This is a genomic window from Coprobacter fastidiosus, from assembly GCF_030296935.1.
GTDB lineage: Bacteria > Bacteroidota > Bacteroidia > Bacteroidales > Coprobacteraceae > Coprobacter > Coprobacter fastidiosus.
This window is the reverse complement of record NZ_AP028032.1, coordinates 2,485,193-2,507,690: the sequence shown is the minus strand read 5'-3', so window position 1 is coordinate 2,507,690 and position 22,498 is coordinate 2,485,193. Positions and strand designations below refer to the sequence as shown.

Sequence of the window (22,498 nt, the reverse complement as noted above, 5' to 3'; positions counted from 1 at the left end):
AATATGAAAAAGATAGCCTATATATGTCTTCTCGTTTTTATCGGAAGTCTGTTCGGATGCGTCGATAAATTTGAAGAAGTTAATACAAATAGTAACAAGATGTATGAAGCGGAACTGCCGAACATCTTTGCCGGTACCGTGTACCGGACAATGAATACGGTAGCCGAATTCAATTTTATGAATGGGAACTTGTTTGCTCGCTACTTAGTGTTAGGTTTTAGAACAACACCCTCTCAAGATGAAGGCAACGGATATTACAAGAAATTTTATGTCGATATCTTACGAGATTTAAATGATTGTGAATTAGAATATGAAGGAAAGGAAGGTTTTGAAAACCGTTCTGCAATTGCCAAAACATGGAAAGCATACATATATTATGTAATGGTATCTATGTATGGTGGCATACCGATGAGCGATGCTATGCTGGTCGGAAATTCCAACAAACGAGATTTCAAATACGATACGGAACTCGAAGTCTATACAAACATTTTAAAATTATTGGATGATGCTGTAAATTTATACGATCCGGAAACTCCCTACACAGCAGATGTGTTGATGCAAGATCCCGTTTTCGGAATAACGACAAATACTGCTACGGCATTAACAAATATCGCCAAATGGAGAAAATTTGCCAATACACTGCGTTTGAATGTAGCTATGCAGTCGCAAAATCTCAGCATGGATCTGGCAAGAGAACATGCTGCTAAAGCCATGGAACACGAAGACTGGCTGATTGCCTCGGTGGACGAAATCGTACAGCCGCAATGGGGAACCGACCGTGCCGCTGACCGTTCCTACTATTGGGATCGCCTGCTAAAACCATTGGAAACAGGGACATTAAGTGATTCAACATTCCCGGCATTGGCTGAATATTTGTCTTTGTATCTTTTCACTTTCAACGATCCCCGTATCGAAGCTTTTGTAGAAAAGTCGAATGCCCGCGGGACTGCGGCAGACAAACAATTCCAGGTTCGGGATACGATCACTCGTCCTCATGTTTGCGATGTATTAAATTGTACTGATTGGCTTAATCATACCATGGACGGGATGAACGATTTCCGTCGAGATTCTGTTATCGTAGGGCATTCGGTTCCTTATGTTCCGATGCGTGAGCAGGTTAGAATGCCATCTACTTGGGAAGCCGCTTACCGTCCCGGAAGTACAACCGAACGAACAACAGACCCATTAAATACACGAAGTGTATATAATCCCTCTTATGTCAAAGAAGAATTTATCAAGATCGACGCCAAATTCCGTATCTTAAATTGGGCAGATGCCTGCTTCTTGAAAGCCGAAGCTAAAGTATTGTTCGGATTAGGCAGCAAGAGCGCTCAAGAATATTACGAAGACGGTATTCGTGCCTCATTTGCCCAATATGATATTTCCGGAGTTGAAGAATATTTGGCTCAAGACGGTATTAAATGGGGTACGGATAAAGTCGGATTTAAGGATAGTCGAGGTTTATACCAAGCTAAAATTACAGGTTCAAACGGACAAGAAGGGCAGTTAGAACAAATCTATAAGCAACGTTATATTGCCGATTTCTTTAACGGTATAGAAGGTTGGAATCTTGAACGCCGTACCCGTTCCATGGGTTGGCCACCGTTTATTTCAGGTGGAGCATCTTCCAACGTAGATGGATTAAATACAGTCTACAACTTTTGGACAGAACGTATGATATATCCGTTATCAGAAACTTATCAAAACAAAACCGAATACTATAAAGCCGTGGATAATCTGCAAAAAACAAGTCCGTATGCCCGTCCTGACAGATGGGGTGATAATATTTGGACCAGTTTGGGATTTGCGAAAAAAGATCCGGCAATTGATACCGCCGACGAGTTGTATTTGGGAACAAAAGTAATCTTCTTCCGTGCCGAATACTTTGAGCACCTGTATGGAACAACCTATGAAGAATTAGTTGACTATGCTAAAAAAGTATCCGGAGAAACAAACGAAGATAAAGCTCTGGTCAAAGCGTTGGATTACGAACTTATATCAGTACTTAAAAGCGGTTATTTGATAGACTAATTTAGTATTTACAGTAAAATATAAAACTACATGAAAGTAAATAAATTATTAATATACAGCCTGCTATCAGCGGGTATCATTGTTACTTCCTGTAAAGACGACAACCCTTCGATCGATGATTATTGGTTGAACTATGAAATTGAGGAGGTAAAAGTAACACAAGATATTCCGGTAGGAGTATATCTCTACAATCCGCAAGCTCCACTGGAAACCAATATAGACCAGTGGACACGCATCACGCAAGAACAGGACCTTGCTGCCGGCAAACTCGGTCCAAATACAAAACCTTGGCATGATATTCCGGAAGAAACAGAACCGGGTAAATACCATTTGGCCGCAGATACAATCGGTGCACGAGCCATGCAGAAAATCATAGAATGGTGTAACTATGGCCGCATTGACTTTATGGTTCTCCCCGGAGTCAACGAAAATGCCAACGACATCTATCCGTTAAATATCGGACGGGATACTGCATTCATCGATATGGTATGCGGAAAGAACGATACATTGCCGAAAGTAGAGCTAAACGGTGTAAAATTTGCTTTAATGGTTAACATGAACAGTGTATGTTCCGATTTAAATCAAAATAACCTCGTAGAAACCGTTGCAAAGACGAGAAAAACATATCCAGTCTTAGATACGATTCCGGATATAAATAATCCAGGAATGGACATTGTCGTGACAACGCGTGTCGATACATTGATATCCCGAGCTGATCGTATTTGCAGTTATTTCAAACGGATTTCGGATTATTTCTCTGATCCGAACTATTACCATACAGGTGGACGTCCTGTCGTCGTAATAGCGGATGCTAACAAACTGTACAGCAGCGACTCTTATCACATGTACACGGCAATCCGAGATACGGTGCGCAAACACACCGGAAAAGAGATGTATCTTATTGCTCAACAAGGAGCATGGACTCCTCCTGCACGATTCCACTATTTTTATTTATCAGGTAAAGTTGATGCCGTAACTATGAAAAATATGTGTGCAGTAGGGGGTAATCAACAAGAACGGGTAATCATGTTTGACCAGTTCGTAAATGAAAACTATAAATATAACAAAGAATATTTCTGGTCGCACTATAACGTCGATTTCGTTCCTTCAGCTTCTCCCGGTTATTCTCAATACGTAGCAAGCGAGAATAACTCCAATTATCCATGGATGCCTAAAACTCAAGAACGATTCTGGACAATGTGTAACCTCGCAAAAATGAATCTTGGAACAAATCCAATGGTATTGATCGATTCATTTAATGATTGGACATACGATTCGGGAATAGAGCCGACTGACCCGTCGTATGGAAAAGGTTATGGACTTCTATATCTCGATATGGTAAAAGATCAATTTAAAGTAAAATAACAATCTACTTGAATAAAAAGAGGTGCTTTTATGTGCCTCTTTTTATTCCTCTTATGCAAATTCTGTTTTTCGGACTGAGCAAATAGAACAATCGAAAAATTTTCGCAAATAGTCTCGAAAGAGTAAAATTATACATAATACACATAAAAAAATAGATATGAAACACATCTTACGACACATCTTTATTGCCTTGTTGGGGATGTATTCTTTAACTTCCTATGCTGAAGTTAAGGAATCGACGAATAACTGGTATGTGGGCAATACACAGCCGGGAGATTGGATTCAGTACAAAAAAGTATGGTTATCGGCTGGTCACTACCGTTTCACCGGTCGCATAGTAGGAAATGGTGAAGGCCAGACCGTACATTTGGAAATTAACGGAGGTACGTTGAAAAACGGAGTAGAAGCACCGTACAATTACACCAACACATTTGATCTGGCACATTTAGGCCACAAACAGTTGGAAGAAGGTTATTATGATTTGAAATTAGTATTCGAAACCGGAAATGTCAATTGTGATATGGTTTTTATTCGCAAAGATGACAATACTTCTGACAATGTCCTTGATACGGATATTGATTTCGAAAACAACTGGAACGACGGAATGCACACTTTTGCTATCGGTGGCCATGCAGGAACTACCCGGGAATTGGCAAAAGGCGGTGACAGCGGCGATGATGCGACATGGACTTCAGCAGCTCCGGAAAAGGCTCAATACAGCCGCAATCAGGTTATCTCATGGAACAAACAGTCGATCTATAATTTCAATTTAGGCTATACACAAGAAGCTGCAGATATCTATATTTCGGAAATGGTTGAATCGAAAGTCGAAGTAATTTTCGCTCATGGGCGAGGAGAACCAGATGGAGGTGCCGAAGAATATGATATTGAAGACCGTGGATATGCTACCGGACCCGGAGGCTTACCTTGCGCAGGTTTAAAATACATGGTAGAAGCAATAAAAAGAAACCCGAACGCTCGAGATAATATCAAAATCGCCTATTTTATAGATAATGCTCCTTTCCCATTGGCAGTAGAAAAATATTTAGGAGAAAAATTCGATGTAGCAAACCCCGAACACCAAAAATTCGTATATGAATATGCCATAAAGAAATGGTATGAAACCGTACCTCGGGAAATGCTATTCTTTACCACTCCGGATGAACTCAGCGATAGAGATTCATTTCAAGAAGGTGCAGGTGTAAAATGTGTACCGATGCAATGGTGGAGTGCCGATGCCAATATGGAACAGTACCAATATAGTAGCAAACAATGGTCGGAATTTTTCTTATATATCAAGCAACGGATGAAAGAAGATTTCGACCTCGTTCCGGCATTTATCCTTGCCGATAACTTCTTAAACAAAGGTGATGCTAAAATGAAGTACATTGCTTGGGGATTACAAGGTTGGTTCGGATGGGCAGATATGGAAAACCGTTGCCAGATCGTAACGCACCGTGATGCCAGAAAATTCGCTTTTGCTTTCAACGGTGGTCGCCAACCGATGATGAACCTTGTGCATACCAACTGGAATCCGGAAACTAATGAAGGTACATGGGTAAAAAACGGAATGCTTTACAATAGCTGGAAACCGGAATTCGATACACACGTCAGTTCTCTTTTGGAAGATGGTGAAACTCCTCGTATTCGACACATCTTTGAAGAGGGTCATGAAGTAGGAGCAAAATGGATCGTATTGGAAGCCTGGAGCGACTGGCGGGAAGGTTCGGTATGGCACCGAAGCGACCATCCGGAACACCGGTTCCCGAACCAATATATGAACCTCGTACGCGAATTTGCGGATAGAGAATCAAAATCTATCATATTGGAAGCTGAAGGATGCGATGAATATCATAGTGCACAACCGGGAAACGCCGGAGGAAGTTACCGTCTCGCCTGGTATAAAGAATCGGAAAAAGATAAAGACTATTTTGATGCCAACTTAGAAGTAGACCTGAGCATATTCCGTCCGCTTCATCATTTATCGGAATTAAGCAAACAATATATAGAAGGCCTTGATAAACCGGCTAACAGTATTGCTGCCGGTCTGAGAGACGTATGGATGGTATGTGGAAGTGATATTTATTGTAATGAAATCGACGGACATCCGATAAAAAACTGGAAACCAGCAAGCCAATATATGGCTACAAAAAAAATATCTTTCGGAAGCAATACCGTTTGGGCACTTTCCGCTTCAGGAAAACCATATTGCGCAGCATTACCGGGTAACCAACCTTGTGAAGTATCGAACGGATGGTCTGATAAATCTGATCCTAATATCAAAATTGTCGATATAGCAGCAACGATGTCTATGGTATGGGGTATAGATGACCAAAATAACGTATATTACCGCAACCATTCGGGAAGCAAGCCTTGGACAAAAGTTCCGGGAGAACTCACCTCAATAACTGCCGATGTCAATTCGGTATGGGGTTTCAACCCGCAAGGAGAAATCGTTCGTATGTCTGCACAACGCAAAAGCGGGTGGGAAGTCATCAAGAATCCATACAAAATCATCAAATTAAGCGCCGGAAATGAAGAAGTCTGGGGTATAACCGAAGATAACAAAGTTTATCGTATGAGTGATTCGGGATTCGGAGAATGGCAATATGTTAATGAAGGATTTAAAGATGTCAGTGTTGGTGTAGATTATGCTTGGTTATTAGACGTTGACGGATACCCATGGAAATACGAAATGAGCGGATTCCAAGACATTACAGCATTCCAGATAAATCCGATTTATACAAGCGTTACACCGGTAGAAGTAAAAGCATCTGTAAATGTAGCTCCGAATCCGTTTAAAGATCGCATCAAAGTAACAGTAAATGCTTACAATGAAGAAGATATTACACTTATTGTTCACGACCTGAATGGAAAAGTATTATTAACCAAAAAAGAAAGTGTTCATTCCGGTACAAATGAAATTACTATTAACGAAGCCTCACAATGGACACAAGGCGTATATATTCTTACCGTAGAATATTCTGCCGGTCCTGAGAAAATAAAAATAATAAAATCAAGATAATTATTTTCTCTCATGTTTTCCATGTATCTCCTTGTCTGGTGCAATATTCCGGACAAGGAGATTTTTTATGGGATGTAACAGACAGGATATGATATGCTCTTTATGACACACCCTTGCCTCTCTCCAGAGGGGAATTTTTGTTGATGCTTCCAAAGATGCTATAGTCTGTAAATAAATATGTTATATCTCTCCCGGGAAAAGACTCAATTATCATATTCATAGGGATAGTCTCCCCTCTTAAGAAAGGATTAAGGGACTATAAAAATACAAAGACAATTTTAAACAGATTACTAAAAAAGATGAAATAAAAATATGTATTTAAATCCGAAAAAGAATGCAAAAGAGAAAATTTACTCGCTATTTATCTTTCTTCTCTATTCTGAATATACTAAACAACAATCCTCCCAAAATTGCACCATATAATGTGCTGATATAGGGAGAAGAAGAAATAGGACATGAACCTGATTCACATCCGACAAATTTCCAATATAACAATCCGGCAACACTACCTATCAAAATACCGACAGTTAGCAGAACTACACGCATACTCAATTTCATTTCATTACTTTTTATAAATTAATAAAGATAAGAATATTTTACAGATAATCGGCATAAAACAAATTCTAAAGAATAAGAGACAAAGATTATTCAAGTCACACAACTCAATATTTCCTTTCTAAAAGAAGTTTTATCTATTAAAAGATAAACTCTCTATTTCAAAAATAGAAATTCCCTTAAAACGAAGTAAAAAGAGCCAAAAAGGAAACAACATTAAACACTCCCAATATTAAAATTGAAACTGGAACTTAAAACCGGAACTACACTGTACGAACTTTCTATAAAAAACAAAATTAACAAGCATATTGTTCATCAACATTAATGCTAAAATAAAGAGTTTCCGTGCAAAGTTCAGAGGTGTAAAGGACAAGGATTTACTTCTGTTCAGGCTAACTAAAATTTATGCTTAAATTACGAATCCCTCTGATTTTTGCGTTGACCCGAATCATCTTTTTCAAGAAGACAAGAATATCTACTCCTTGATCTCCGGACAAGGGAGAGGATGATACAAAGGGGAGAAAGAGGGGGGGATAAAAAAAGGGGAGACGATCTTTTCTCGTCTCCCCCTTCCTATCTAAAATCGGCGGCTACCTACTCTCCCACTTTTACGCAGTACCATCGGCGTGGTCAGGCTTAACTTCTCTGTTCGGTATGGGTAGAGGTGGATCCCTGACGCTATAACCACCTGAATTTCCTTTGACATGTCGATTCGTCCGTAAATCTTTTCACTAAACTGCATCCCGTATAACGCCATCGTACATAATATACCGCTCTCGCAGCGGAAAGTCTCGGGTGATTAGTATTGCTCGACTTTGACGTTACCGCCTTTACATCTGCAACCTATCTACGTCGTCGTCTGCAACGACCCTTCAGGGAAATCTCATCTTGAAGTTGGCTTCGTACTTAGATGCTTTCAGCACTTATCCTTTCCAGACTTAGATACTCAGCTATGCCCCTGGCGGAACAACTGATAAACCAGCGGTCTGTCCAACACGGTCCTCTCGTACTAGTGTCAGGTCTCCTCAAATTTCCTGCGCCCACAACAGATAGGGACCGAACTGTCTCACGACGTTCTGAACCCAGCTCGCGTGCCACTTTAATGGGCGAACAGCCCAACCCTTGGGACCTTCTCCAGCCCCAGGATGTGACGAGCCGACATCGAGGTGCCAAACCGCTCCGTCGATATGAGCTCTTGGGAGCGATCAGCCTGTTATCCCCGGAGTACCTTTTATCCTTTGAGCGATGGCCCTTCCATGCGGAACCACCGGATCACTATGCTCTAGTTTCCTACCTGATCGACTTGTCGGTCTCTCAGTCAAGCACCCTTATGCCATTACACTCTCCGGCCGGTTACCAATCGGCCTGAGGGTACCTTTAGAAGCCTCCGTTACGCTTTTGGAGGCGACCACCCCAGTCAAACTACCCACCAAACAGTGTCCCCATATCCTACGGGTTAGAACTCAAATAACCAAAGGTCCGTATTTCAAGGGTGACTCCATGAATACTGGCGTATCCACTTCTTTGTCTCCGGACTATCCTACACATCAGTTACCCAAATTCAATGTTAAGTTGCAGTAAAGGTTCACGGGGTCTTTCCGTCCCGTTGCGGGTAATCGGCATCTTCACCGATACTACAATTTCACCGAGTTCACGGTTGAGACAGTGTCCAGATCATTACACCATTCGTGCAGGTCGGAACTTACCCGACAAGGAATTTCGCTACCTTAGGACCGTTATAGTTACGGCCGCCGTTTACTGGGGCTTCAATTCAACGCTTCTCTTGCGATGACATCTCCTCTTAACCTTCCAGCACCGGGCAGGTGTCAGGCTGTATACTTCATCTTTCAATTTCGCACAGCCCTGTGTTTTTGTTAAACAGTTGCCTGGACCTATTCTCTGCGCCCTCCCACCAGGGAGGGACCCTTTGTCCCGAAGTTACAGGGTCAATTTGCCTAGTTCCTTAACCGTGAGTCGCTCGAGCGCCTTAGTATTTTCTACTCAACCACGTGTGTCCGTTTCGGGTACGGGTATGATACGCATATGTTTAGGGGATTTTCTCGGGAGCCTGATTACCTCTACTATCTGGTTGCCCGGGGGCGCCCAGTACTATCCGGTTCGACTGCCACGGCGGATTTGCCTACCATGTCATTATCTACTCCGTTCAACCTGCTATTCCGTCAGCAGGCGAGAGTGTCACTTCTCCGTCTCCTCGTCACTCCGTATCATAGTAACGGAATATTAACCGTTTCTGCCATCGGCTGCGCCGTTCGGCTGCGCCTTAGGGCCCGACTTACCCTGATCCGATTAGCGTTGATCAGGAACCCTTGGTCTTTCGGCGAGAGGGGTTCTCGCCCTCTTTATCGTTACTTATACCTACATTTGCTTTTCCATTACCTCCAGCATTCCTCAAGGAAAACCTTCTGCGGCTCATGGAATGCTCCCCTACCAATTGTTGCCAATTCCACAGCTTCGGTAAACGGCTTATGCCCGATTATTATCCACGCAGAACTCCTCGACTAGTGAGCTGTTACGCACTCTTTAAATGAATGGCTGCTTCCAAGCCAACATCCTAGCTGTCTTTGCAATTCTACTTCGTTAATTCAACTTAGCCGTTATTTCGGGACCTTAGCCGGTGGTCTGGGTTATTTCCCTCTCGGACATGGACCTTAGCACCCATGCCCTCACTCCTCTGATTCATATTTAAGCATTCGGAGTTTATCAAGACTTGATAGGCGGTGAAGCCCTCGCATCTTATCAGTCGCTCTACCTCTTAAATATATTCAGAAGGCTGCACCTAAATGCATTTCGGGGAGTACGAGCTATCTCCAAGTTTGATTAGCCTTTCACCCCTACCCACAAGTCATCCGAAAACTTTTCAACGTTTACCGGTGCGGTCCTCCAGTTAGTGTTACCTAACCTTCAACCTGCTCATGGGTAGATCACTTGGTTTCGCGTCTACTCCTGCCAACTTATACCGCCCTATTAAGACTCGCTTTCGCTTCGGCTCCTCGACTGAATCGATTAACCTGGCTGGCAAAAGTAACTCGTAGGTTCATTATGCAAAAGGCACGCCGTCACCCCACGTAGGGGCTCCGACCGCTTGTAGGCGTATGGTTTCAGGGTCTTTTTCACTCCTCTGTTCGAGGTTCTTTTCACCTTTCCTTCACAGTACTGGTTCGCTATCGGTCTCTCGGGAGTATTTAGCCTTACGGGATGGTCCCCGCTGATTCATACAGGATTTCTCGTGTCCCGCACTACTCAGGATACTGCTGTCGCTGTCGCTGGTTTCGCCTACCGGGTTATCACCGTCTTTGACCGGCCTTTCCAGACCGTTCGGCTACCTGCTTCTTTGTCTTATGCAGTCCTTCTACCCCGACTCTGCCGAAACAGAGTCGGTTTGGGCTCTTCCGCTTTCGCTCGCCACTACTGACGGAATCATTGTTATTTTCTTTTCCTGTGGGTAATGAGATGTTTCAGTTCCCCACGTTTGCTTCCCGTTATTCGGGATGACAGGTTATCCTGCCGGGTTGCCCCATTCGGAAATCTGCGGGTCACAGGATATTTGCTCCTCGCCGCAGCTTTTCGCAGCTTATCACGTCCTTCTTCGCCTCCGAGAGCCTAGGCATCCGCCATACGCCCTTCTTTACTTTCTTCGCCGTGCTCGTGAAATCTTTTCTGACGATCTCACGTGCGGTATCGTATATACCGGCGTTATACTCGTTCGTTTTTTTTATTCGATTTACTTTCGTTTCAACATGTCAATGATCTCTTCTTCGTGGAGAATAACGGATTCGAACCGTTGACCCCCTGCTTGCAAAGCAGGTGCTCTAGCCAGCTGAGCTAATCCCCCCTAACCTTCTGTCAGGTAGTCCCAGGCAGATTTGAACTGCCGACCTCTACATTATCAGTGTAGCGCTCTAACCTACTGAGCTATAGGACTGGCAAATCGCCTGCCGGAACGGTGGCTGTCTCTTATTTATTGTATCTCTTTCAATAGACCTTCGTAGTACGAGAACATAATCTCCTCTTTTAGCCCTTTTTTGCAGGTCGCTCCAGAAAGGAGGTGTTCCAGCCGCACCTTCCGGTACGGCTACCTTGTTACGACTTAGCCCCAGTCACCAGTATTACCCTAGGACGCTCCTTGCGGTTGCATACTTCAGGTACTCCCGGCTCCCATGGCTTGACGGGCGGTGTGTACAAGGCCCGGGAACGTATTCACCGCGCCATGGCTGATGCGCGATTACTAGCGAATCCAGCTTCACGGAGTCGAGTTGCAGACTCCGATCCGAACTGAGACAGGTTTTTGGGATTGGCTACGTATTGCTACGTCGCGACTCTTTGTACCTGCCATTGTAACACGTGTGTCGCCCCGGACGTAAGGGCCGTGCTGATTTGACGTCATCCCCACCTTCCTCACAGCTTGCGCTGGCAGTCCCGGTAGAGTCCTCAGCTTGACCTGTTAGTAACTACCGGTAAGGGTTGCGCTCGTTATGGCACTTAAGCCGACACCTCACGGCACGAGCTGACGACAACCATGCAGCACCTCGACAGCGACCATTGCTGGCTAATCCTTTTCGGGATTATTCCCCTGTCGTTTGAGCCCGGGTAAGGTTCCTCGCGTATCATCGAATTAAACCACATGTTCCTCCGCTTGTGCGGGCCCCCGTCAATTCCTTTGAGTTTCACCGTTGCCGGCGTACTCCCCAGGTGGAATACTTAACGCTTTCGCTGTACCGCTTACATTATATCGCAAACAGTTAGTATTCATCGTTTACGGCGTGGACTACCAGGGTATCTAATCCTGTTCGATACCCACGCTTTCGTGCTTCAGCGTCAGTTATAGCCCAGTATGCTGCCTTCGCAATCGGGGTTCTGCGTGATATCTATGCATTTCACCGCTACACCACGCATTCCGCATACCTCTTTTATACTCTAGAAAAACAGTTTCATCGGCAATTCTCCAGTTGAGCTGAAGCATTTCACCGCTGACTTATTCTTCCGCCTACGCACCCTTTAAACCCAATAAATCCGGATAACGCTCGCATCTTCCGTATTACCGCGGCTGCTGGCACGGAATTAGCCGATGCTTATTCTCCCGGTACATGCACAGCGCTACACGTAGCGCCCGTTATTCCCAGGTAAAAGGAGTTTACAACCCGTAGGGCCGTCTTCCTCCACGCGACTTGGCTGGTTCAGGCTTCCGCCCATTGACCAATATTCCTCACTGCTGCCTCCCGTAGGAGTCTGGTCCGTGTCTCAGTACCAGTGTGGGGGACCTTCCTCTCAGAACCCCTATCCATCGTTGCCTTGGTGGGCCGTGACCCCGCCAACTAGCTAATGGAACGCATGTTCATCTGTAACCGAGTCTCTTTAACATAAAATTCATGCGAATAATATGTGCTATGAGGTATTAGTCCGGATTTCTCCGGGTTATCCCTCTGTTACAGGTAGATTACATACGCGTTACTCACCCGTGCGCCGGTCGCCATCGGTATCAGCAAGCTGATACCATGTTGCCCCTCGACTTGCATGTGTTAGGCCTGTCGCTAGCGTTCATCCTGAGCCAGGATCAAACTCTTCGTTGTATGATTTCTTTTTACTTCTTTTTCACAACCTGCTGGCTCGTGACGGAGACTTTTACTCGTCTCGTACTACTTTTTTTGTCTATTGTAATTTCTTCAAGGATCGCTTGCTTTTCTCATTCAGAAACGGACTGCAAATCTAAGGGTTTCATTCTTATTCTCCAAAAAAAATCCCTCTTTTTTCTATTACTGCCCCTCTCTCCCGAAAAGCGTGTGCAAAAGTAAGAACTTTAACTCTTACCTCCAAATTTTTTTTGGCCTTTTTTATATACCTACAATAAATATTTCTATAACTGCCTGCAAATAACTCTATTATATACAAAACTTTTTTTCGAATAAAAAGCTACATAAAACTGAGATCATCTTCACGTCCAATCAAGTGCAAATGAATAAATAATTCAAATGTTATATAACAAGAAAGAAGTATATTTGTAAAAAATGAAACGACACTCAATTATGAATAAATTCCTTTTATATATTTTTTTTACAGGATATTCCATTTTTTATCTGCAAGCCCAAGAAATAAACACCTTATACACTACAAAAGACAGTATTCTAACAGAAAGTCTTTTAAAACAATTCACAAATAAACAATCTTTATCTTCTGTTGAAAAGCAGGTTGTACAAATTGGGAATTTATTTATAGGAACACCTTACGTAAGCAAGACATTGGAAAAGAAGGGGAAAGAGCAACTTGTCGTAAATTTAAGAGAAATGGATTGTACGACATTTGTAGAAACTGTAACAGCATTGATTCTTTCTGTACAAAATAATACATACTCTTTCAGAGATTATTGTTCCAATCTTCAAAAAATCCGCTATCGAAATGGTATTATTAATGAATATCCCTCAAGACTACACTACTTTAGTGATTGGATACAAAACAATATACAAAAAGGTATTATTAAAGAAGTAACTCCCAAAGAAGGAAGTTTAATACAAAAACAGTCGATAAACTTCATGTCTTCTCATGCCGACAAATATACTCCATTAACAGAAAATGCATTTTTTTTGAAAGAAATCAAAAATACTGAAAAGCTATTAAGCAATATGACTGTACGATATATTCCTAAAGACAGTTTGAATTCACATAACATCAGCCAAATACATAATGGAGATATTATCGCTATTACAACATCGATAAAAGGATTAGATATTTCTCACGTAGGATTTGCTTATCGGGTGAATGGCAAACTCCACCTTTTGCATGCATCCCTAAACAAAAAACAAGTAATTATTGAAAGTATCCCTCTAAATAAGCAATTACAGCAACATAAATCACAATCCGGTATAAGAGTTCTACGCATCATAGAAAATACAAAAAGTCGATAAGAAAAAATCTTATCGACTTTTGTACTAATCATATCCTTTAAGCTTTTATTCGCTTATACCCATAAACAGCACAACTTCCCAATTCTTCTTCTATACGAAGTAATTGATTATATTTTGCCATACGATCGGAGCGACTTAACGAGCCGGTCTTGATCTGTCCGGCATTCATTGCAACAGCGATATCTGCAATTGTTGCATCTTCAGTCTCTCCCGAACGATGTGAAATTACCGCAGTGTAACCATTACGTTGAGCCATCTCTACCGCTCTTAATGTCTCGGTCAATGTCCCGATCTGATTCACTTTTACCAAAATAGAATTAGCACAACCTAAACGAATGCCTTTCTCTAGATATGCAACATTGGTCACGAAAAGGTCATCCCCCACCAATTGACAAACCCCTCCAATCACGTCCGTCAAAATACGCCATCCGTCCCAATCTTCCTCGGCCATTCCGTCTTCAATGGAATCGATCGGATATTTAGCAACCAAATCCTGCAAATAATCAGCCTGTTGTTGAGAAGTACGTTTCGCGCCATTAGCCCCCTCAAATTTGGTATAATCATAAATTCCATCATGATAAAACTCAGAAGAGGCACAATCCAATGCAATTGTAACGTCTTTACCAGGTTGATAGCCCGCTTTTGTTATTGCCTGCAAAATACTTTCTATAGCATCTTCCGTACCATTCAAGGCAGGAGCAAAACCTCCTTCATCTCCGACAGCCGTACTCAAACCTCTATCATGCAATACTTTCTTAAGAGAATGAAAAACTTCTGCCCCCATTCTCAAACCTTCTCTAAAGCTATTAGCTCCGACAGGACGGATCATAAACTCTTGAAAAGCGATTGGGGCATCAGAATGTGAACCACCATTAATAATATTCATCATAGGAACAGGTAACACATAACTGTTTACTCCACCTATATACCTGTACAAAGGCAAATCCAGATAGGCTGCCCCGGCTTTAGCTACTGCCAAAGATACTCCTAAAATCGCATTAGCTCCCAATTTCGATTTAGTTTCCGTACCATCCAGTTCTATCAGCTTCTGGTCAATGTCTATTTGATTTAATGCACTCATACCGACAAGAACAGGAGCGATTTTTTTATTGATATTTTCAACAGCCTTCAATACACCCTTCCCCATATATCTTTTATTGTCTGCATCACGAAGTTCTAATGCCTCATGGATACCGGTTGATGCACCAGAAGGAACTGCTGCACGTCCCATTACTCCTGACTCGAGCAACACATCTACTTCTACCGTAGGATTTCCACGAGAATCAAGGATCTCACGACCTGTAATTTTAATAATTTTCATACACTTAATGTTTTGAGGTTATATAATTATATTATGCAATTAAACAATTTTTTTTCATAATATGTTTTTGAAAAACATAAAAAAAAGGAATGCTTTAAGAAATTATACTATTACCTCCCCTATTATTGCAGATTATTTTACTCTAGAAGTTATACTCAAATTACTGCAAATAACAATTGCAGGAATGATAATATATTCTCAAAACATTCCATAAAGCTTGTCTAAATTTTGCACAGACTTCTTTCAAAACTATTTTCAAGACTACCTTTTTACTTTACCCAGATAAAGGCATACTGAAACAAAAAACAAACTGAAAAGAGAATCCCAAAAGCTGAAAGTATCATTTTCACGAAGAATTCAGACTCGCTCTTAACCCAACACAATAAATATCCCCAATACCTAAATCCGGGTTATTTTATCTTCAACTACAAAAATTCGAACCGAATATGCCATTATAAAGCACACTAAAAAATTATTCAAAAAAATAACTATAAAAAAAGCTCTGTACAGAAAATGCACAGAGCTTTACAATATAAAATATCGAATTTCTATTATTCAGCAGCTGGAGTTTCAGTTGCTGCAGTTTCTGCCGCAGGTGTTTCAGCTGATGTCTCAGCAGTCGCAGGAGCTACAGCCGCACTTTTCTTAGAACGACGAGTACGCGTAGTTTTCTTGGCTGCTTTTTCTTTTAACATATTTTCGTTGTAATCAACGAGTTCAATAAAACACATCTTGGCGTTATCACCAATACGGTTACCGGTCTTCAATATACGAGTATATCCACCTGGACGATCGGCAATCTTCGTTGAGATTTCTTTAAACAACTCAGTAACAGCTTCTTTATTTTGAAGATAGCTGAATACAACTCGTCTTGAAGCAGTTGTATCGTCTTTTGCTCTATTGATAAGGGGTTCGACGTACATTCTCAAAGCCTTTGCCTTAGCCAAAGTAGTGAAAATTCTTTTATGGCTAATCAAAGAACAGGCCATGTTAGACAATAACGCGTCTCTATGAGATTTCGTACGACCTAAATGATTAAATTTTTTATTATGTCTCATCGTTTTACTCTTTATCTAATTTATACTTCGAGATGTCCATTCCGAACGAAAGGTTCAGATTAGCCAACAATTCGTCCAATTCGGTAAGAGATTTCTTCCCGAAATTTCTGAATTTCAATAAATCGGTCTTATTGAATACCACTAATTCGCCTAAAGTTTCAACATCGGCGGATTTAAGGCAATTCAATGCACGAACCGACAAATCCATATCGACAAGTTTGGTCTTCAGTAACTGACGCATGTGCAGAACTTCTTCATCAAACTCTTCATTTCCATCAACATCGGTAGTCTCCAAAGTGATCTTCTCATCAGAGAATAACATGAAATGATAAATAAGGATTTTAGCGGCTTCTTTCAAAGCATCTTTCGGATGGATCGATCCATCGGTCGTAATTTCCAATACCAGTTTCTCGTAGTCCGTCTTCTGTTCTACGCGGAAGTTCTCTATCGTATATTTTACATTCCGGATCGGAGTAAAAATAGAATCGATAGGAATTACATTAACTTCATCATTCGGGTTACGATTTTCTTCAGCAGGAACATAACCACGCCCTTTGTTAATAGTAATGTCTATCTGGAAACTCGCGTTTGAATCCATGTGACAAATTACCAAATCAGGATTGAGAACTTCAAATCCAGTAAGGTATTTACCAATGTCTCCAGCTTTGAACACTTCCGAACCCGAAACAGTAATCGTTACTTTTTCATTCTCGATTTCTTCCACTATCTGTTTAAATCTCACCTTCTTCAGGTTAAGGATGATATTGGTTACATCCTCGATTACTCCAGGAACTGTTGAAAACTCATGTTCAACACCATCGATTCGTATCGATGTTATTGCAAAGCCTTCAAGTGAAGAAAGGAGAATACGGCGTAGGGCATTACCGACCGTAACACCATAACCGGGCTCCAACGGACGAAATTCAAACTTGCCGAAGAATGCGTCCGCCTCCAACATTAATACTTTATCGGGTTTTTGAAATGCTAATATTGCCATGGAATCAATTATTATTTAGAATACAATTCTACGATCAACTGTTCTTTGATGTTTTCAGGAATATCTGCTCTCTCTGGTAAATGTAAGAATTTACCGCTCTTTGAAGCTTCATCCCACTCTATCCAAGGATATTTACTGTGATTAAATCCTGATAATGCATCAGCAATTACTTCCAAAGATTTTGCTTTTTCACGAACACCAACGATTTGACCCGGTTTTACCGAGAAAGAAGGAATATTTACAACTTTACCATCGACAATAATGTGTTTGTGAGACACCAACTGACGAGCAGCAGCTCTCGTAGGAGCCATACCCAAACGGTACACTACATTGTCCAATCTTGCTTCGAGCAATTGCAACAATACTTCACCTTTAATACCTTTGGTACGAGAAGCCTTTTCAAATAAATTACGGAATTGTTTTTCCAATACTCCATAAGTATATTTAGCTTTTTGCTTCTCACGAAGCTGAATACCATATTCAGAAGTTTTTCTTCTCTTATTTGCGCCATGCTGTCCGGGAGGATAATTCTTTTTAGACAATACTTTGTCTGGTCCAAAAATAGCCTCACCAAATTTACGGGCAATTCTTGTTTTAGGTCCGGTATATCTTGCCATTTCTAAATCTTTTAAAATTTATAGTTTAACGAACCCGGATTGGTGCAGCCGCGATTGCAGAGAGGAGAAAAAGTGCAATCTATTCACCATTCGAGATTCAAATTCAATTAAAAAAGAGATTAAACTCTTCTTCTTTTAGGAGGACGACATCCATTATGCGGAAGCGGAGTAACATCAATAATTTCAGTTACTTCAATACCTGCTCCGTGAATAGTACGGATAGCAGATTCACGGCCGTTACCCGGCCCTTTCACATAAGCTTTTACTTTTCTCAATCCGAGGTCAAAAGCGACTTTTGCACAATCCTGAGCGGCCATTTGAGCGGCATAAGGAGTGTTTTTCTTTGATCCTCTGAATCCCATCTTACCGGCAGACGACCAAGATATAACTTGGCCTTCTCCATTGGCAAGCGATACAATAATGTTGTTGAACGAAGAATGAATATGTGCTTGACCGACTGCATCGACCTTTACATTTCTTTTCTTTGCTGCGACTGTCTTTTTTGCCATACTTACTTATTATTTAGTAGCTTTTTTCTTGTTAGCAACTGTTTTCTTTCTACCCTTACGTGTACGGGCATTATTTTTTGTACTTTGACCTCTCACAGGCAAGCCGTTACGATGACGAATACCACGATAGCATCCGATATCCATAAGACGCTTAATGTTCAATTGTACTTCAGAACGAAGATCTCCTTCAACTTTGTATTCCGCTCCGATAATTTCACGAACCTTAGCCGACTGTTCATCAGTCCAATCTTTAACTTTGATATCTTTATCAATACCGGCTTTTGACAAAATGGTATTTGACGCGCTACGGCCTATTCCATAAATATAGGTCAACGCGATTTCGCCTCTTTTATTTTGCGGCAAGTCTACTCCAACTATTCTTATAGCCATATAATAGAAAAATTATTTTGCAAAAATAATAAATTATCCTTGACGTTGTTTATACTTAGGATTTTTCTTGTTAATAATATACAAGCGGCCATTTCTTCTTACGATCTTGCAATCTGGCGTACGCTTTTTCAATGATGCTCTTACTTTCATATCTTTTTGTATTATTTATATCTAAAAGCAATTCTTCCTTTTGACAAATCATAGGGCGACATTTCTACTCTCACTTTATCCCCGGGAAGGATTTTTATATAATGCATTCTCATTTTCCCTGAGATGTGAGCCGTAATTTCATGTCCGTTTTCCAATTCTACTCTGAACATTGCATTTGACAATGCCTCTACAATTACTCCATCTTGTTCTATTGCTGCCTGTTTTGCCATATATTAACTTTAAATTGATTTTTCGCCTAAAACTTCTTCGACATATTTAAAAGACGACAGAATATCAGCTTTTCCCTCCCGAACAGCAACCGTATGCTCAAAATGAGCCGAAGGTTTTCTGTCCCGCGTACGAGTAGTCCACCCATCTCTTTCGATAACAATATTACGCGATCCAAGATTAATCATCGGTTCAATAGCAATGACCATACCACTTTTTAATAAAGGGCCACATCCTCGCCGTCCATAATTAGGGACTTCAGGATCTTCATGCAATCGCTTTCCGACACCATGTCCACAAAGCTCTCTGACAACCGAATAACCTTTTTTCTCGCAATATGTTTGTACAGCGTTGCTTATATCTCCGACACGTTTACCTTCGACAGCTTGCTCTATACCCAAATAAAGAGACTCTTTAGTCGTTTTTAATAAACGCCTCACATCATAAGCGACCTCCCCTACGCAGAAAGTATAAGCAGAATCTCCGTTAAAGCCGTTCTTTAGCGTTCCACAATCTATAGAAACGATATCTCCGTCTTTAAGTTCATAATTCGACGGAATTCCATGAACAATCTGTTCATTAACAGAAACACATAACGTATTCGGAAAACCACCATACCCCAAAAAGCCGGGAACAGCACCATGATCACGAATAAATTCTTCTGCAATCTTATCGAGTTTCAGCGTTGTAATCCCCGGAGCAATCCATTTGGCCAATTCGCCCAATGTCATTCCGACCAAGAGATTACTTTCACGCAACAACTCTATTTCTTCGTCTGTTTTAAGATAAATCATTTTAGTCTTAAACTCCTAATCTTTAATATGCGGCAATCGAGCCCGAACGACCTTTAATCTTACCCGATTTCAAAAGTCCATCATAATGACGCATCATCAAATGGCTTTCGATTTGTTGCAAAGTATCAAGAACGACACCAACAAGGATAAGCAAAGATGTACCCCCAAAGAATTGAGAGAATTCAGCACTGATTCCGATGATCTGAGCAAAAGCCGGCATAATAGCAACAATCGCTAAAAAAATAGAACCTGGCAATGTAATACGAGACATGATAGAGTCTAAGTATTCTGCTGTTCTTTTCCCCGGTTTTACTCCCGGAATAAATCCGTTATTACGTTTCATATCTTCTGCCATCTGATTCGGCTGCACCGTAATAGCAGTATAGAAATATGTAAATACTATAATTAAAAACGCAAACACGAAATTATACCAAAAACCTGTATTCGTCATGAAAGAACGCATGAATGCACTAGTTGCATTCGAAGTAGAGAAGCCTACCAAGGTTATAGGAATAAACATGATAGCCTGTGCAAAAATAATAGGCATAACACCGGCAGTATTCACTTTTAAAGGAATATACTGCCTTGCACCTCCATATTGTTTATTTCCAACCACACGTTTTGCATATTGTACAGGAACTTTACGAGTACCTTGTACTAACAGGATAGATGCCGAAATCACAAACAAAAGGAAAACGATCTCGGCCAAAAACATCACCAAACCTCCGGATGTAGTAGCTGTACGCATAATAAATTCTTGCGTAAGAGCTTGCGGAAGACGTGCTATAATTCCGACCAAGATGATGAATGAAATACCATTACCGATACCTTTGTCGGTAATACGTTCACCCAGCCACATTATAAACATACTGCCAGCGGCAAGAATGATTGTAGAAGAAACTATAAAGAAAAAGTCCGCAGGGAAAGCACCAGCCATTTGTACCCGAAGGTTGACCAAATAAGACGGACCCTGGATCAAAAGGATGGCAACTGTCAAATAACGGGTGTACTGATTCAGCTTACGACGACCACTCTCACCTTCTCTCTGAAGTTTCTGGAAATGGGGTAAAGCCATACCCAATAACTGTATTACAATAGATGCCGAGATATAAGGCATAATACCTAAGGCAAAGATAGAAGCATTAGAAAACGCCCCTCCGGAAAACATATCCAACAATGCCATAAGACCACCTCTTGTCTGGGCTTGCAACTGCGTTAAGAACTGCGGATCGATACCCGGCAATACCACATAAGTACCCGCACGGTATACCATAACCAATAAAATGGTAGTGAGAATCCGATTTCTCAGATCCTCAATCTTCCATATGTTTTTTATAGTTTCTATTGCTCTCATGAGATTAGAGTTTAACTACGGTTCCACCTACGGCAACAATAGCAGCTTCGGCCGATTTGGAAAAAGCGTGAGCTTCCACTTCCAATTTCGCAGAAATTGCTCCTTTACCAAGAATTTTAACCAATTGATTTTCTGAAACAAAACCGGCTTCAACCAACGCTTCAATTCCGATTTTCTCCAATTTCTTAGCTTCAGCCAAAGCTTGGAGAGTCTCAAGATTGATAGCTTTATATTCTACACGGTTAATGTTCTTAAAACCAAATTTGGGGACACGACGTTGCAATGGCATTTGTCCTCCTTCAAAACCGACTTTCTTTTTATATCCCGATCTTGATTTGGCACCTTTATGACCTCTTGTAGAAGTTCCACCCAAACCCGAACCCGGTCCACGACCAATTCTTTTTCTTGTTTTTGTAGAACCTTCTGCAGGTTTTAAATTACTCAAGTTCATATTGCTAATTTTTTATCAATCTATGAATTATTCTACTACAACCAAATGTTTCACTTTTGCTACCATTCCCAAGATTTGAGGAGTCGCAGTATGTTCAACAACATGATTGAGTTTTTTCAATCCCAGTGCATCAAGTGTTCTTTTCTGAACAGCAGGACATTTAATTCTACTTTTTACTTGTTTAATCTTGATAGTTTTCATTATCCAACCTCCAAATTAACCTTTAAACACTTTTTCTAATGATACACCTCTATTTTGAGCTACAGTACAAGCATCTCTTAATTCACCCAAAGCAACCATGGTAGCTTTTACCAAGTTATGAGGATTTGAAGAACCTTTTGACTTAGCAAGCACATCGGTAATACCAACACTCTCAAGTACAGCACGCATAGCACCACCGGCTTTCACTCCAGTACCGTGAGATGCAGGTTTCAAATATACTAATGCTCCACTAAATTTAGCCAATTGTTCATGAGGAATAGTACCTTTACGAACAGGGACTTGAATTAAGTTCTTCTTTGCAGCTTCCACACCTTTAGCAATAGCAGCAGTTACTTCACTGGCTTTTCCTAGTCCCCAACCAACGATACCGTCTTCATTACCTACTACAACAATAGCAGAGAAACTGAAAGTACGTCCACCTTTTGTAACTTTTGTCACACGGTTAATAGCTACTAATCTGTCTTTCAACTCTAAGTCGTTAGTTGACTTTACTCTATTATTTTTTCCTGTCATG

Annotated in this window: 18 protein-coding genes, 2 tRNA genes and 3 rRNA genes; 4 read left to right on the top strand and 19 right to left on the bottom strand. The window is 41.2% G+C overall.

Annotated elements, in window-relative coordinates; translation table 11 throughout:
* Nucleotides 1-3: 3 nt before the first annotated feature.
* The 3 genes from QUE35_RS09970 to QUE35_RS09960 all read left to right on the top strand — a co-directional run bounded on the left by QUE35_RS09970 (nt 4) and on the right by QUE35_RS09960 (nt 6,421).
* Nucleotides 4-2,031, top strand: coding sequence for a SusD/RagB family nutrient-binding outer membrane lipoprotein (locus QUE35_RS09970; RefSeq protein ID WP_022601157.1), 2,028 nt, complete (start codon nt 4-6; stop codon nt 2,029-2,031).
* 30 nt (nt 2,032-2,061) lie between these two features.
* Nucleotides 2,062-3,396, top strand: a complete 1,335-nt coding sequence (locus tag QUE35_RS09965; protein WP_022601156.1) for a glycoside hydrolase family 99-like domain-containing protein — start codon at nt 2,062-2,064, stop codon at nt 3,394-3,396.
* A 157-nt stretch (nt 3,397-3,553) separates the two neighbouring features.
* Nucleotides 3,554-6,421 (top strand): DUF5010 domain-containing protein, encoded by a 2,868-nt coding sequence (locus QUE35_RS09960; RefSeq protein ID WP_081705669.1) that lies wholly within the window; start codon nt 3,554-3,556, stop codon nt 6,419-6,421.
* Between the two features lie 357 nt (nt 6,422-6,778).
* Here QUE35_RS09960 and QUE35_RS09955 read toward each other — a convergent pair whose 3' ends face one another.
* The 6 genes from QUE35_RS09955 to QUE35_RS09930 form a co-directional block, all read right to left on the bottom strand.
* Entirely contained in the window at nt 6,779-6,979 is a 201-nt protein-coding gene (locus QUE35_RS09955) for a DUF6132 family protein (protein WP_031258577.1), read from the bottom strand.
* Between the two features lie 578 nt (nt 6,980-7,557).
* Nucleotides 7,558-7,668 (bottom strand): 5S ribosomal RNA (gene rrf, locus QUE35_RS09950).
* An 88-nt stretch (nt 7,669-7,756) separates the two neighbouring features.
* Nucleotides 7,757-10,632, bottom strand: a 23S ribosomal RNA gene (locus QUE35_RS09945).
* Between the two features lie 123 nt (nt 10,633-10,755).
* A tRNA-Ala gene (locus tag QUE35_RS09940) sits at nt 10,756-10,829 on the bottom strand.
* A gap of 16 nt (nt 10,830-10,845) precedes the next feature.
* A tRNA-Ile gene (locus tag QUE35_RS09935) sits at nt 10,846-10,919 on the bottom strand.
* 116 nt (nt 10,920-11,035) lie between these two features.
* A 16S ribosomal RNA gene (locus QUE35_RS09930) occupies nt 11,036-12,564 on the bottom strand.
* The 16S, 23S and 5S rRNA genes sit together here with 2 tRNA genes alongside, the layout of an rRNA operon.
* A 435-nt stretch (nt 12,565-12,999) precedes the next feature.
* Between QUE35_RS09930 and QUE35_RS09925 the strand changes: the two genes are divergently transcribed.
* On the top strand, nt 13,000-13,893 hold the full coding sequence (locus QUE35_RS09925; RefSeq protein WP_286260747.1) for an N-acetylmuramoyl-L-alanine amidase-like domain-containing protein: 894 nt from the start codon (nt 13,000-13,002) through the stop codon (nt 13,891-13,893).
* Between the two features lie 37 nt (nt 13,894-13,930).
* On the opposite strand, the gene eno is transcribed toward QUE35_RS09925, so the two are convergent.
* The 13 genes from eno to rpsE form a co-directional block, all read right to left on the bottom strand.
* Nucleotides 13,931-15,214, bottom strand: a complete 1,284-nt coding sequence (eno, locus tag QUE35_RS09920; protein WP_022390842.1) for a phosphopyruvate hydratase — start codon at nt 15,212-15,214, stop codon at nt 13,931-13,933.
* Nucleotides 15,215-15,765: 551 nt separating this feature from the next.
* Nucleotides 15,766-16,272 (bottom strand): 50S ribosomal protein L17, encoded by a 507-nt coding sequence (gene rplQ, locus QUE35_RS09915; RefSeq protein WP_031258678.1) that lies wholly within the window; start codon nt 16,270-16,272, stop codon nt 15,766-15,768.
* A 4-nt stretch (nt 16,273-16,276) separates the two neighbouring features.
* Nucleotides 16,277-17,269, bottom strand: a complete 993-nt coding sequence (locus QUE35_RS09910) for a DNA-directed RNA polymerase subunit alpha (RefSeq protein WP_009318526.1) — start codon at nt 17,267-17,269, stop codon at nt 16,277-16,279.
* A gap of 11 nt (nt 17,270-17,280) precedes the next feature.
* On the bottom strand, nt 17,281-17,886 hold the full coding sequence (gene rpsD / locus QUE35_RS09905) for a 30S ribosomal protein S4 (RefSeq protein WP_009318525.1): 606 nt from the start codon (nt 17,884-17,886) through the stop codon (nt 17,281-17,283).
* Nucleotides 17,887-18,005: 119 nt separating this feature from the next.
* A complete protein-coding gene (gene rpsK, locus QUE35_RS09900) occupies nt 18,006-18,395 on the bottom strand; it encodes a 30S ribosomal protein S11 (protein ID WP_009318524.1) in 390 nt (129 codons plus the stop codon).
* A gap of 9 nt (nt 18,396-18,404) precedes the next feature.
* Nucleotides 18,405-18,785: a 30S ribosomal protein S13 gene (gene rpsM, locus QUE35_RS09895; RefSeq protein ID WP_022601535.1), complete on the bottom strand. Its 381-nt coding sequence runs from the start codon at nt 18,783-18,785 to the stop codon at nt 18,405-18,407.
* Nucleotides 18,786-18,818: 33 nt separating this feature from the next.
* Complete coding sequence (gene ykgO, locus QUE35_RS09890) at nt 18,819-18,935, bottom strand: type B 50S ribosomal protein L36 (RefSeq protein WP_009318522.1); 117 nt, start codon at nt 18,933-18,935, stop codon at nt 18,819-18,821.
* A gap of 11 nt (nt 18,936-18,946) precedes the next feature.
* Complete coding sequence (gene infA, locus QUE35_RS09885; protein WP_009318521.1) at nt 18,947-19,165, bottom strand: translation initiation factor IF-1; 219 nt, start codon at nt 19,163-19,165, stop codon at nt 18,947-18,949.
* A gap of 9 nt (nt 19,166-19,174) precedes the next feature.
* The gene (map, locus tag QUE35_RS09880) at nt 19,175-19,957 is read right to left on the bottom strand and encodes a type I methionyl aminopeptidase (RefSeq protein WP_022601536.1); all 783 of its coding nucleotides are present in this window, start codon (nt 19,955-19,957) and stop codon (nt 19,175-19,177) included.
* A gap of 22 nt (nt 19,958-19,979) precedes the next feature.
* Nucleotides 19,980-21,311 carry a preprotein translocase subunit SecY gene (gene secY / locus QUE35_RS09875; RefSeq protein ID WP_009318519.1) on the bottom strand — a complete coding sequence of 444 codons (1,332 nt, stop codon included), beginning with the start codon at nt 21,309-21,311 and terminating at the stop codon, nt 19,980-19,982.
* Between the two features lie 4 nt (nt 21,312-21,315).
* Nucleotides 21,316-21,762: a 50S ribosomal protein L15 gene (gene rplO, locus QUE35_RS09870; RefSeq protein WP_022601537.1), complete on the bottom strand. Its 447-nt coding sequence runs from the start codon at nt 21,760-21,762 to the stop codon at nt 21,316-21,318.
* A gap of 27 nt (nt 21,763-21,789) precedes the next feature.
* Nucleotides 21,790-21,963 carry a 50S ribosomal protein L30 gene (gene rpmD, locus QUE35_RS09865; RefSeq protein WP_009318517.1) on the bottom strand — a complete coding sequence of 58 codons (174 nt, stop codon included), beginning with the start codon at nt 21,961-21,963 and terminating at the stop codon, nt 21,790-21,792.
* A 15-nt stretch (nt 21,964-21,978) separates the two neighbouring features.
* Nucleotides 21,979-22,497 (bottom strand): 30S ribosomal protein S5, encoded by a 519-nt coding sequence (rpsE, locus tag QUE35_RS09860; RefSeq protein WP_031258680.1) that lies wholly within the window; start codon nt 22,495-22,497, stop codon nt 21,979-21,981.
* Nucleotide 22,498 lies beyond the last annotated feature (1 nt).